Origin of the sequence: Acinetobacter sp. YH12086, assembly GCF_013419345.1 — a bacterium.
Lineage (GTDB): Bacteria > Pseudomonadota > Gammaproteobacteria > Pseudomonadales > Moraxellaceae > Acinetobacter > Acinetobacter amyesii.
The window spans coordinates 1-13076 of record NZ_VPAF01000025.1 but is presented as its reverse complement, the minus strand read 5'-3'; the positions used below and the strand labels follow the sequence as shown (position 1 = coordinate 13076).

The window sequence follows — 13076 nt, the reverse complement described above, 5'->3', positions numbered from 1 at the left end:
AAAGTTTTACGTACTTTAACTGAATCAACCTATGAAATTCAGCCTCAGCAAAGTCATTATGAATCTCTCGAAGTAGATGAGTTCTGGAATTTTGTTGGAAATAAAAAGAATAAACAATGGCTTATTTTTGTTCAAAAGTCATATTTTACCTCGGAGAAACCGGACATTTTTATTGGTGAGAATATAGACACTTTAAATGGGTTCTAACACTCTCTGTTATTCCTAAGTAGAAATGTCCTACCTAATAACCAAATAGAAATGTCCTATATGGACAATTCCAAGTCAAGCACAGGATTCAGATTTCGTTCTTTGATTACTGTCTTCTGTGCACGTCTGCTTGGCATAGATTGAGAACGATTACGTTTGTTTTGCTGTTCCAATTCTTCATGCTGTTGTTGAATATGATTGAGAACTGCACCTAAACGTTTATTCTCAACAATCTCTCGCTGGTTAAGCTGACTTAATTTATCGAAGATGCTGTAATTGATTTTTCTTCCCTGATATTCAATCGCGACTGTACCATCCGGGTATTCCAGGAACTCAAGATACTTACCGATCAACCTTTGATTTTCTTCGGTGTTTTCCAGGAGATATACGCATTTATCATAAGTAATCGTCAGGCTATTCGTGACTCTGCGGGGTTCACGCCAAGTAAAAATATCATCTAATTCTTCGGCTGTTTCAGTGATAGGCCGATGTAGATCCTTAGGATTAAAAGCCATCTTGGCGAACTTCTGATTGAACTGCTCAATGAAGCAGGGTAGCCAGGCATTAGCTTGCTCAATCGAGCTGATACCTTCCAGACGCATCTCCTTGATCAGACGGTCCTGAAGGGTTCTGTTGGCACGTTCCACACGGCCTTTGGCCTGTGGTGAATTGGCGAAGATGATATCGATATTCAGGGTACTGAGTACGCGTCCAAACTGGGTAATCTTGGTGTCTTTCTTGCTGCTTTGATTCACCCTGAAGACTGAATGTTTGTCGCTGTAAAATGCCAACGGCTTACCATGCTGCTCAACATACAAGCGTGTTGAAATCATATAATCAAAGGCTGATTCTGATTCACAGAAGCGTAAATGCTGCAATTTTCCTGTAGCATCATCGATAAACACCAGCAGACAGCATTTAGCAGCGCGTCCTTCAAACCAGTCATGATATGAGCCATCAATTTGGATCAGTTCACCAAAGCAATCCCGGTTGTAACGAGGCTGATACGGGCGTTTCAGGCGCTTGGATCGAGGAATCCATAAGTCAGCTGCAATCATCCAGGAACGCAGGGTTTCTACTGAAAGATCGAATCCATGTACGGTGGTGAGCTTTTCATGCGCTAAAGTGGGTCCGAAACCATGGAGTTGGTCAGAAACAATATTGAGGCACTTGAGTCTGAGTTCTTCAGGAAGTTTGGAATTGCTGATTTGGCCACGACCGGCATGGGCTAATGCAGCGGGACCTTGAGCTTTGTATTTCTGCAGTAAGCGTCTGATCTGACGTTCTGAAATATGAAGTAGCTGAGCAGCCTGGGATTGAGTTATGCGTTGATCGCAGATTTCCTGCACGACCGACAATCGTTTAAGTTCTTTATCCGACATAGACACCAACATATCAAACCGTCCGCTAACGAAATTGCAAAAGTGCATATTCTAAAAGCGGACATTTTTACTTTGGAGAAACCGGACATTTCTATTTTGGAGTTACACTCTCGTTTCGTATAACAGCCATTATGTTAAATGAATGATAATTGACATTTTGTTCATTAATACTGATATGCAACGAATTTTATTATATGTCACCCCTCAATTACAAATATAAATGACTGCTCGTCTAATCATCTCCATTACACAATTAAATGTTAAAATGCATAGCTACTTCATCTAAGATAAAATATATGTATCCAAATCTACAGCACAGCTTCGAAAACAGCGTCATTCTCGTTGTAGAAGATGATTATGATATTGGTGACATTCTTGAAAAATACATAAAAAATGAAAACATGCAGGTCATCCGTGCATTGGATGGACAACAAGCTTTAGAGTGCCTAAAAGCCAACTCTATCGACCTGATTCTCCTTGATATTAAATTACCCAAACTAAATGGCTGGGAAATTCTACAAATCATCCGTCAAACAAGTCATTTACCTGTCATTATGCTGACTGCCTTAGATGATCAAGTGAATAAGATCATGGGGCTAAAAATGGGTGCTGATGACTTTATTATTAAGCCATTTAACCCAAACGAAGTGATTGCACGAATACAAGCCGTACTTAGACGAAGTACAAGCCAAAATATGGAAATAACTAATATTATTCGTTATAGAAATATTGAAATTAATCCAGATCATCATCAAGTTTACATTTCAAATGGTCAAAGAAATCAGTTGCTCAACCTTACGTTAACTGAGTATAAGATACTGTTTTTGATGGCAAAAACACCGAATAAAGTCTTTACACGTAATGAATTGATCCAAAACTGTATGCCTGAAAGTGATGCTTTAGATCGCACTGTAGATAGCCATATCAGCAAATTACGCAAAAAACTTGAAGAAAATGATGTAAATGGCTTATTAATCAATGTCCGTGGCGTGGGGTATCGCTTAGATCAAAATCATGAAATTTAACTTTTTTAAAAATTCTGTTGGAATTAACTTCCAGTTTATTATCATGATGAGCCTATTCAATTTAGGCATTACGCTGTTATCTTTCATGATTGGCTATTTTGTTTATAGCTGGGCGATAAAAATAGGTTTTCTAAATACACAAGTTATTAATTCAAATGAATTTTCAGTTACCTCCGTTGACTTTATCTGGCTGTTTTTAGTGCTATTAACAGGCTTTTTTCTTTCTACTATCCTCGCCTTTAAATATGGAAAACGCTATACACAGCCAATTAGTGATTTAGCAGATGTTATTCAACAAATTCAACAAGGCAATTTAGCACTCAGAATTAAACAGCCACATCATGATATTCCACATGAAATCAAGTCTCTTATTGAGAACTTCAATGAAATGGCAAACCAACTTGAAGTATCAGTTAAGAATTCAACTGTTTGGAATGCTGCAATTGCACATGAATTACGAACACCTGTGACAATATTACAAGGTCGCTTGCAAGGTATTGTCGATGGTATATTTATTGCCGATAAAGCTTTACACCTAAGCTTATTGAACCAAGTCGAAGGCTTATCTTACCTTGTGGAAGATTTACGGACACTGACACTTATTGAAAATAAACAATTACGATTAGAACTAGAAAAGACCAATTTAAAAAATAGTATTGAAAAATGTCTGCAGATGTTTAATGAACGGTTTCATGTTAAAGGTTTAACTATTGTTTTAAATTTGACGGATAAATTGGTTTGCGTTGATATAAGAAGGATGGAACAGGTCTTTATTGCATTGTTCTCTAACTTTCTAAGATATTCGAATGCTGGAAAAATAAATATTACATCTGTAACCACAGCAGAACATTGGGTATTGACGTTTGAAGATGAAGGTCCTGGTATTGATGAATCGCATCTTAAACACCTGTTCAAACCCTTCTATCGACTGGAAGACTCTAGATCATGTCTAGATGGCGGTACTGGATTAGGCTTGGCAGTGATTGATGCAATTATTGAAGCACACCAAGGTCATATTTATTATTCTAAATCCAAAAACTTAGGTGGCAGCTGTTTTACTATTCAACTAAATCGTAAGACATCAACTCATTTATAATGTGTTAAGTTCAGATTAATACGGCTTAATTTAAACCATAAATTTAAGATAAATTGATGTCTGAACTTAACCATTCTGTTTGATGATCCTCAAATAAATTTCATCACAATGAATTCTCATCTCGATATTTAGCTAGCATAAAAAATACCACAATGGAGAGTATCCCGATGATAATCCCTGCTGTTAATAATAAATTAACATGAGCTGAACTGAAGGCAATTTTACCTGCGTTAATCAATGCTGTACCTTGTTCAACGGGTAACTGGCTCGCCACTAAATAGGTATCACCAATCGAAAGTCTGGCTTTTTCTGCTAAAACAGCAGTTAAATCTGACGGCACTTGAAGATGACTGCCAAATATATAGGCCATGAAAACACCAAATAAAGTAATACCTAGTCCTGTACCCAGTTCATAACCTGTACTTTCAAGTGAACCTGCCGCACCGCCCTTTTCTGCAGGTACTGAGCCCATGATCGCAATGGATGAAGCTGTTAAACCAATACTCAGTGTTAATCCAATCGAAGCTAAAATAAAGGGAACGATGATTCCCGGATGATGAAAATCTGAATAACTCAAACTGACCAACGCAATTGCTGCCAATATTAATGACATGGTCGCAACCAGACGGAGTCCAAATTTATTGGATAAAAAACCAGCAATAGGCCCGCCAATAGCGGCCGCAACCATAATCGGAACCATAAAAAGACCGGCTTGCAGCGGTGTTAAACGAATGACATATTGCAGCTCCATTGCCAAAGTTAACTCAACCCCTGCCAAAGCGCCTGCAGCAACCATTGCCATAATAATGCCGGCTAAAATAGCAGGACGTGAAAATAGCGAAAGATCTAGCATCGGCTGAGGAGAATTCAGCTGTTTGCGTACAAATATGGTTAATAAGCCGATAGATAAAACGACCAAAGGCAAGACAATCAACAACGACTGTTTACCGCCTAAGCCTGCTTTTAGTGCATATACAAACGAAATCAAACCGACAATCAGCAATAGCGCTTGACCAAATGCCCAATGTCCAGGGGTTATAGCTTCTTTTCGGGACAATAAGAAATAGCACATTGGTGCGACAACCAGCATGATTGGGACGTTAATCAGGAAAACTGAACCCCACCAGAAATATTCTAACAATCCCCCACCAATGAGCGGTCCAATGGCGGCACCGGCTGATCCGATTGTGCCCCAAATACCCAGCGCAATGGCACGTTCGCGACTGTCTTCGAAGGTTCTGCGAATAATACCCAATACACAGGGCATAATCATGGCACCGCCTAATGCTAATAAAGCACGTGCGGCAATCAGCATAGAAGCCGTTTGGGAAAATGCCGCAAGGACTGAGGCAATTCCAAATATAACCAAGCCAATCAGCAGAATCTTACGATTGCCGACACGATCAGCCAAAGTTCCCATCGGAACTAAAAGTCCAGCCATAAGTAATGGATAAATATCAATAATCCATAAGACTTGGTTACTTGTGGCACTCAGCGATTGGGTTAATGAGGGAACCGCAACATGCAGTACAGTCATATCAATCACAATCGGCAGAAATGCAAGCACGACAGCGAGCAATATCCACCAGCGTTTCGGATCAAGATTGGTAGCTTTCATGATTAAACCTATATTGATGGTTTATTAAATCAATTCTGAAATAAAGATGTAAATGAAAGATTTGTTGTGGGCTAAACTCGTTAACCCACAGCTTTTATTCTCAGTTTTGATGCTTAATGTGCCGCTTTACGTTTCGAGAATTTCTCAACCATGCTCATGACGACAATAAAGAAAATCGGTACAAAAATAACAGCTAGAATTGTTGCGCTGATCATGCCGCCAAAGACGCCTGTACCAATCGCTTTTTGAGTTTCAGAACTAGCGCCACTGGCAATGACTAAAGGAATAACGCCACAGGTAAATGCCAAAGATGTCATTAGGATTGGACGTAAGCGCAATTTAGCGGCTGCAACGGTTGCCTCCACTAAACCCATTCCTTCTTCTCTTAGTGCTTTTGCAAACTCAACAATCAAAATAGCATTCTTTGCAGATAGACCAATAATCGTGATCATGCCGACCTTAAAGAAAATATCATTTGGCATACCACGTAACATTACTGCTAAAAAGGCGCCAATCAACCCTAGAGGGACAACTAGCATCACAGAGAATGGAATTGACCAGCTTTCATAAAGCGCTGCCAAGACAAGGAAAACGACTAACATCGACAACAGTAATAAAAACAAGGTTTGTGATTCCGACTGTTTTTCTTCTAGAGAAATCCCAGTCCACTCATAACCCACACCTTTCGGAAGTTGTTCAATCAAATTTTCCATCTCAGTCATGGCTTGTCCTGAAGATATACCTGCTGCTGGACTGCCAGAAATACTCAATGATGGACGACCGTTGTAACGATTGTATTGTTGTGGGGAATGTTGCCAAATTGGAGTAATTATTTCAGACATTGAAACCAATTTACCGCTTTGACTGTTCACCTTAATCTGAAGAATATCTTCAATACTCATGCGTGATTTGGCATCAAGTTGCACAATGACTTGCTGCATACGGTCATGATTTGGAAAATCATTGATATACATCGAACCCATTGAGGTTGAAATAATATCGGTCACATCACTGAAATTAACACCTAATGCCTGCAATTTATCTCTATCAATTTTAAGCTGTACAGAACTGCCATCTGGCAAACCTTCAGGATAGACCTCCGCCACGATTTTACTTTGTGCTGCTAATGCTAAAAGCTGATCTTGTGCTTCTCTTAAAGCAGGCATGCCAATATTGCCACGATCTAATAATCTCAGTGAAAAACCAGATGAGTTACCCAATTCATCAATTGCTGGTGGTAACACAGACATGGTTTGACCTTCTGAACTTTCAGCCATCGCTATATTGGCATTATTCACGACTTCTTGTGCCGTAATAGTACGCTCTTCGAATGGCAATAGATTGGTAAAATACATCGCTGTATTCTGACCAGATCCACTAAAACCAAAACCTAAGACCGCCATATTGTCTTTAATCCCCGTTTCTTGGTCTAAATAATTTTGAAACTCAGCAACGACTTTACGGGTACGTTCTTGAGTTGCATCCGCAGGAAGTTGAATCGAAGTCATAAACCACCCCTGATCTTCTTCTGGCATAAACGCAGTCGGAACGTGTTTAAAACTAAAAATCAGCACAATGACAATGCCTAAGAAACATAACATTGCGAGGGTTTTATGTTTAATTACTTTAAATAAACTGCGTTCATAGCGATTGTTCAGCTTCTCAAAACTGCGATCAAACGATGCAAAAACACCCTTTTTCTGATGGTCTTGATCAATCGGTTTTAACATCGTTGCACATAACGCAGGGGTTAATGTCAGTGCAAGGAAAGCTGAGAATAAAATTGAAACCGACATGGTAATGGTGAACTGACGATAGATAATCCCCACTGAGCCTGACGCCAATGCCATCGGCAAGAATACAGCGGCTAACACTAAGGTGATGCCAATAATCGGATTGGTAATTTCCTTCATGGCTTTAGATGTGGCTTCAACTGGAGATAAGCCTTCTGTCGCCATAATGCGTTCAACATTCTCAATGACCACAATCGCATCATCGACAATAATCCCGATCGCAAGCACCATACCGAACATGGTCAGCACATTAATCGAAAAACCAGCAAGCAGCATGACTGAGAATGTGCCAAGCAATGCAATCGGTGCAACAATCGCCGGAATTAAGGTGTATCGAACATTGTGTAAAAAGATAAACATGACAATAAAAACTAATGCCATAGCTTCAAGCAATGTCATGATTACTTTTTCAATCGAGATTTTTACAAAAGGTGCAGTGTCGTAAGGTATAGAGAATTTCATACCATCAGGCAGTGCTGAACCTAACTGTTCAATTTTCGCTTTAACACCTTCTGCAGTCTTGACAGCGTTGGCACCAGGACTCATTTGTATCGCCACAGCTGTAGAGGCTTTGCCATTTTCTAAAATCGCAAAGTTATACATCTGTGCCCCGATTTCGACACGAGCGACATCCGACAGTCGAACATTGGCGCCATTTTGTTGAGCACGTAAACTAATTTTCTTGAATTGCTCTACAGTTTCTAATTGACCTTGAGCAGTTAAAGGAATAGTAATTTGTTGCCCCGTCAAAGCAGGAACATCACCAATACGACCTGGTGATATCGGCAAGTTTTGGTTTTGGATGGCTGTATTCACATCTTGAATACTCAATCCATAAGAAACCAAACGATCTGGATCGACCCAAATCCGCATGGCTTTTTCAGCACCAAAATTTTGGACTTTACCAACACCGTCAACCCGCTTTAATTCTTCAATCACATAGCGAGTCATATAGTCACTGACATCAATTTCACTATATTTGCCATTCGGTGAACTTAAGCCCACCATCATTAAAAAACCAGACGACGCAGCATCGACCATCAGCCCTTGTTGTCGCACTGTTTGAGGTAAGCGTGACTCAATGGCTTTAATTTTGTTTTGCACATCAATTTGTGCAAGTTCTACATCTGTACCTGGTTTAAATGTTGCGGTGATTGTTGCTGTTCCAGAACTATCTGAACTTGAACTGTAATAAAGTAAGTTTTTGACACCTGACATTTCCCGCTCAATCAAGGTCACAACACTATCATTCAATGTTTTTGGCGTAGCACCTGGATAGATTGCCGTAATACTAATCTGTGGTGGCGCAACACTTGGGAATCGTGCAATAGGTAACTTGGGGATGCTTAGTACACCCAACAGAATAATAAATAAAGCAATCACCCATGCAAAAATAGGACGCCTAATGAAAAATTGGGACATTATTGCTGTCCTCCATTTTCCTTAATATTTGTAGGTTGCCACTGCTTAATTTTTAATTTTTGCTCAGGCTGTATACGATCAGCCCCTTCAACAATGACTTTCTCACCTGCTTGTAACCCTTGTTTGATCACATAGTTATTTTGATAACGTTGACCAAGCTGAACAGGCTTGCTTTGCGCTAAACCTTTTTGATTAACAATCGTAACATTGGCTTTACCACTAATATCATGTTGAATCGCTTGTTCTGGAACTAGGAGCGCATTTTCAACTTGAGCTCGGCTCATATTGACTCGAACATACATGCCTGGCAAAAGTTTTTGATTTTCATTATTGGCTAAAATACGGATTGTGACATCACCCGTATCAGGATCAACTTTAGTATCCGAAAATAGGATTTCACCTGTAACGTTATAAGGTTTACCCTGACTATTTAGGATTTCAACCGTATGTTTGGTATTTGACACGTCACCTTGCTGTAAAGCTTCCTGTAGTTTTTCATAATCACTAATTGATTGCTTTACATCAACATAGACTTTATTAATCTGTTGTATTACGGCCATTGCATTAGTATCACCTTGACCAACTAATGCACCCTCAGTCACTAAGATTTCACCAATCGTTCCCGAGATAGGGGCTGTAACAGTCGCATATTTAAGATTAAGTTGTTGTCTGCTTAACATGGCTTGCATTTGCGCCACATCGGCTTTTGCTTTTTGATAATCTGCTTCGGTATTGTTGTATTCCTGCTGACTAACCGCATTTACTTTTACTAATTCAGTGTAGCGTTTTAACAGCACCTGCAAACGTGTCACCTCAGCTTGTGCACGGTTTAAAGTGGCTTGATTGCTTTTTACATCTGCCTGAAATATTTCAGAATTCAATTTAAAAAGCGGTTGACCTGCTTGCACATAAGAGCCTTGCTTAAAAAGTACTTTATCAACAATTCCACCTACTTGCGGGCGAATTTCAGCAATACGGTAAGCGACAACACGGCCTGGAAGATTTTCAATTAAATTCATGGAATGCGGTAATACCGTGATGGTACTGACAACCGCTGGTGGCATTTCTGTTGGGGACTGTTCAGCATCTTTGGCTTGTGTACAGCCGATTAAAAGTACAGTTGTAATAAGTATTGAACCTATTAAATGATAATGTGTTGACATGCTTTTTCAGAGGGGGGGTTTTAGATACTACTATTTTGAAATAGCAGTGTTTATGAATTGCTGATGTTGTGTGGAGATTGTGTGGAGATTGTGTGGAGAGATTAAAAGATTTATTTTTTAATGACACGCTTAAACAGCGTGGCTTGTAAATTAGTATAAATAATTTTGTTGTTCTACAATTTTGATCGTATCTTAGTTTTTTCTCATAGTTCATGAACTTTAAAATTCTAAACCAAGACTAATATTTATATAAGCAATTGAAAATACAATACATAGTTTCTTTATACACTTATGAAGTGAACTTTAGGTGAACATAAGTTAAATAGAAATTTTTAATTAGTTCAGCACAAACGTACAATCTTTAAGGCCTATAACTCGATACCGTTCTCTCTTTGATGTTTATTGCTATCTAATTGAGTGAACTCTGTGGAAATATTTCTTTATACATTAAGCGTTATGTATAGCCCAGGCCCTGTAAATTTTATGGGGCTAAATTCTGGCCTTACAGGTCAATTAAAAAAGACTATAGGATTTTACCTAGGCATTGGTTTCGCCATGTTGATCTTATTCGTATTGTTTGGCTATATAGGTGAAGCTGTTATTCCACATGGATTGATTCATTATATTGCTTTAGCGGGTGCAATTTATACATTCTACTTGGCTATAAAAATGATTAGGGCGAATGTAGAAACAACTCAACAGCAAGAAAGCCATCTAACATTCTTAAATGGCTTATTTATTCAGTTATTAAATCCAAAAGCCATTCTCGTCATTCTACCTGTTACGACAATTATGTACCCTGCAGCCAAAATCACAGGAATCATGATCTTGATAGTTTCTTTACTGATTTCACTTGGTGCTGTTGGCGCACCATTCACCTATGCTCTGGTTGGAAAAGTATTAGGCAACAAAATTGCTAATCCTATCTGGTTTAATCGGCTAAATAAGCTGATGGGTATACTCTTGATTTTATCAGGGCTTTTTATGTTCAAAGATTTTCTTAATGGAATAAATCTGCTGTAGGACAAATTAGCCGTTCAAATCGAACGGCTATCTTTTAATATTTATCATTTTCCATTGAGTGGGAGTTAAACCAAATGTTTTTATAAAATGTCTGGTCATATGACTCTGATCAAAAAAGCCTGCATTTAAAGCAGCATTAACAATAGACTCCCCTTGAGCAAGGTAGAACTTAACTGTTTCTAAGCGACGCATGATCATATAACGGTGTGGGCTAGTTCCAAATAATAATCGGAAATCACGAGAAAGGCTCCAGCGGTCACGATCAGCATGTTTCTCTAAATCTGACAAACTTAAGTTTTCATGTGGATACGCCAAAATACACTCACGCGCTCTCTCTGCTGCCTTGTAGTCAAATTTTTTGTTTTGGTTAGATGAAGTATCTGAAATTTCACACAGTGTAGTTGCCAAATCAAATAGAGCATCTTCCTCTTCTAGGGTATCCATATAATTATTTATATTATTTAGAAAGCTATCCATTGCCCTAAACAGGCGAATATCATTACTTAAGCCATGTCTGATAAAAGGCAAAGGTTTACCCTTTAAAATGGTTTGGATCATCGCTGGTTCGATGTAAATCATTCTATAGCGATAGCCATCTAATGTTCCTGATTCACCATCATGCTTTTCATCCGGGTGTAGAACCATAGTCATGCCTGGCAAGCTATGTTGCAATGTACCTTTGTAATGAAAGTTTTGAACTCCGGAAAGAGTCCTGCCAATAGCATAAGTATCATGTCGGTGAGGTTTATAAGCATAATTGGAAAGAAATGCTTCAATTCTTTCTAATTTATGATTTTGAGTGGGGGATCTCACAATCCAATTATTTCCACTGGAGAAATCAGGCATAATTGATGGCCAATTTTTCGTAGATTCTATTGTAGATTATTTTTCACTTTTCCTAAAATTAACATAATACACGTTATACGTAATGCTTGATATTTCTCTTTAAATATCATTATATTAAAGCAAGCCGTTCTGAAATATAGGGCACCAGCAGAGCGGCTTTTTATTGATTATTCATGTTCCACGCTTAAAATTCGAACAGTGTTTCATGATTTTTATAAGTTAAACTAAATTTAGTTGCTAATCCCAATAAGCTATTCACTAACTTGTAAATATCGGTATACCGCCTGACGACTAATCCCAAAAGCTTTCCCTAATGCCATTTTCGATGGATACTTCCCCTCCTTCCATGCTTGTCGTAAAGCTTCAGCTTGGTCAGGCTTTAGTTTATGCACCCGACCTTTGTACTTCCCCTGAGCAGAGGCGAGTTTTATTCCTTCCTTTTGCCGCTCTAAAATGATCTCACGTTCGAACTGTGCAAAAGCACCCATCATTTGAAGCATCAAATTATCCATCGGGGTGGATTCGGCTGTAAAAGTAATATTTTCTTTTACAAACTGGATGGCGATCCCTCGTTTGACCAGTTTATCTACTTCAGTGACCAAATCTTTTAGGCTTCGCGCAAAACGATCCATTGAATGTACAATCACCCTGTCCCCTTCCCGGACATAGTTCAACATTTCCTGAAATTTAGGTCGGTCAGTATTTTTACCTGAAGCACGGTCAACAAAAATCCGGTCGACCTCAATTCCTTCAAGTTGACGTCCAGTGTTTTGCTCGACAGAACTTACCCGGACATACCCTACTTTTTGGCCTTTCACTTTTTCACGCCCCAATTGGATAAAAATGAACAATTTCGTAAATTATAATTCTTTAACACTAAAGTTACATGTTACTTATGATTAAAAATCATTTAAATGATACATAATTTCATGAACTTCCAGATTGTAACTTTAGGGTATACTTTAAAGTTACACAAAACATCTATATGAAGACTAAAGTCCAAATTAGTGTTTATGTTGGTTCAATGTATTACATTTCGTATTTTCTATTTGTAACGTAATTTCAGTAATATTATGATTATGTTTTAGAACTTCTAAGGCCTTTTGATAGAGTTGATCTGTATTGCTATTCGGAGCAACCAAATGAGCAGTTAAATGAATATTTCTTGAGGATATAGCCCAGACTTTCAACTGATGAATCCCTTCAACGCCCTCTAGCTTCAATAAATCATTTCTTAACGACTCAATATCAATCTCATCAGGAACTCCTTCAAGCAGAATATGAATACTTTGTTTTAATAAAATCCAAGTTCGAGGTAAGACCCAGAAGCCAATTAACACAGCGATTACGGTATCAACCCACATCCACTGGGTAAAATAAATAACTATTCCTCCGATAATCACGCCTATCGATCCTAGAGCATCACTAAGAACTTCTAAATATGCACCTTTTATATTTAGACTTCCTTCAGCACTAGCAGAAAGGATTTTCATTGAAATCA

At 38.5% G+C, this 13076-nt stretch carries 10 protein-coding genes and 1 pseudogene; 4 read left to right on the top strand and 7 right to left on the bottom strand.

What is annotated here, in order from left to right:
• Nucleotides 1-129: pseudogene (locus FTU29_RS16240) on the top strand (IS1 family transposase); the annotation flags it as partial.
• A 134-nt stretch (nt 130-263) separates the two neighbouring features.
• On the opposite strand, the gene FTU29_RS16235 reads toward FTU29_RS16240, so the two are convergent.
• A complete protein-coding gene (locus FTU29_RS16235) occupies nt 264-1589 on the bottom strand; it encodes an ISNCY family transposase (protein ID WP_180025629.1) in 1326 nt (441 codons plus the stop codon).
• A gap of 296 nt (nt 1590-1885) precedes the next feature.
• Between FTU29_RS16235 and adeR the strand changes: the two genes are divergently transcribed.
• Together adeR and adeS are read left to right on the top strand one after the other, a co-directional pair.
• The gene (gene adeR / locus FTU29_RS16230) at nt 1886-2614 is read left to right on the top strand and encodes an efflux system response regulator transcription factor AdeR (protein ID WP_032073130.1); all 729 of its coding nucleotides are present in this window, start codon (nt 1886-1888) and stop codon (nt 2612-2614) included.
• Entirely contained in the window at nt 2604-3710 is a 1107-nt protein-coding gene (gene adeS / locus FTU29_RS16225; RefSeq protein ID WP_032073131.1) for a two-component sensor histidine kinase AdeS, read from the top strand. Before adeR ends, adeS begins: the two co-directional genes overlap by 11 nt.
• Nucleotides 3711-3813: 103 nt before the next feature.
• On the opposite strand, the gene FTU29_RS16220 is transcribed toward adeS, so the two are convergent.
• From FTU29_RS16220 to FTU29_RS16210, 3 genes are all read right to left on the bottom strand, one after another.
• Nucleotides 3814-5328, bottom strand: coding sequence for an MFS transporter (locus FTU29_RS16220; RefSeq protein WP_032073148.1), 1515 nt, complete (start codon nt 5326-5328; stop codon nt 3814-3816).
• A gap of 113 nt (nt 5329-5441) precedes the next feature.
• Nucleotides 5442-8546, bottom strand: coding sequence for a multidrug efflux RND transporter permease subunit (locus tag FTU29_RS16215; RefSeq protein ID WP_270915313.1), 3105 nt, complete (start codon nt 8544-8546; stop codon nt 5442-5444).
• Nucleotides 8543-9706 carry an efflux RND transporter periplasmic adaptor subunit gene (locus FTU29_RS16210; RefSeq protein ID WP_032073150.1) on the bottom strand — a complete coding sequence of 388 codons (1164 nt, stop codon included), beginning with the start codon at nt 9704-9706 and terminating at the stop codon, nt 8543-8545. The genes FTU29_RS16215 and FTU29_RS16210 overlap by 4 nt, the downstream gene beginning before the upstream one ends.
• A 426-nt stretch (nt 9707-10132) precedes the next feature.
• On the opposite strand from FTU29_RS16210, the gene FTU29_RS16205 reads away from it, so the two are divergent.
• A complete protein-coding gene (locus FTU29_RS16205) occupies nt 10133-10729 on the top strand; it encodes a LysE family translocator (RefSeq protein ID WP_074163998.1) in 597 nt (198 codons plus the stop codon).
• A 27-nt stretch (nt 10730-10756) separates the two neighbouring features.
• Here FTU29_RS16205 and FTU29_RS16200 read toward each other — a convergent pair whose 3' ends face one another.
• The 3 genes from FTU29_RS16200 to FTU29_RS16190 all read right to left on the bottom strand — a co-directional run.
• Nucleotides 10757-11575: an AraC family transcriptional regulator gene (locus tag FTU29_RS16200; RefSeq protein ID WP_032073151.1), complete on the bottom strand. Its 819-nt coding sequence runs from the start codon at nt 11573-11575 to the stop codon at nt 10757-10759.
• Nucleotides 11576-11826: 251 nt separating this feature from the next.
• Entirely contained in the window at nt 11827-12393 is a 567-nt protein-coding gene (locus tag FTU29_RS16195; RefSeq protein WP_000678311.1) for a recombinase family protein, read from the bottom strand.
• Nucleotides 12394-12579: 186 nt separating this feature from the next.
• Nucleotides 12580-13076, bottom strand: a 497-nt coding sequence (locus FTU29_RS16190) for a cation diffusion facilitator family transporter (protein ID WP_180122865.1), incomplete at its 5' end; no start/stop codon positions are given.

Bases quoted from the DNA above. Each gene is read 5' to 3' on its own strand.
- adeS (WP_032073131.1), top strand. From the start codon at position 2,604: ATGAAATTTAACTTTTTTAAAAATTCTGTTGGAATTAACTTCCAGTTT.
- FTU29_RS16235 (WP_180025629.1), bottom strand. From the start codon at position 1,589: ATGTCGGATAAAGAACTTAAACGATTGTCGGTCGTGCAGGAAATCTGC.
- FTU29_RS16200 (WP_032073151.1), bottom strand. From the start codon at position 11,575: ATGCCTGATTTCTCCAGTGGAAATAATTGGATTGTGAGATCCCCCACT.
- FTU29_RS16210 (WP_032073150.1), bottom strand. From the start codon at position 9,706: ATGTCAACACATTATCATTTAATAGGTTCAATACTTATTACAACTGTA.
- adeR (WP_032073130.1), top strand. From the start codon at position 1,886: ATGTATCCAAATCTACAGCACAGCTTCGAAAACAGCGTCATTCTCGTT.
- FTU29_RS16220 (WP_032073148.1), bottom strand. From the start codon at position 5,328: ATGAAAGCTACCAATCTTGATCCGAAACGCTGGTGGATATTGCTCGCT.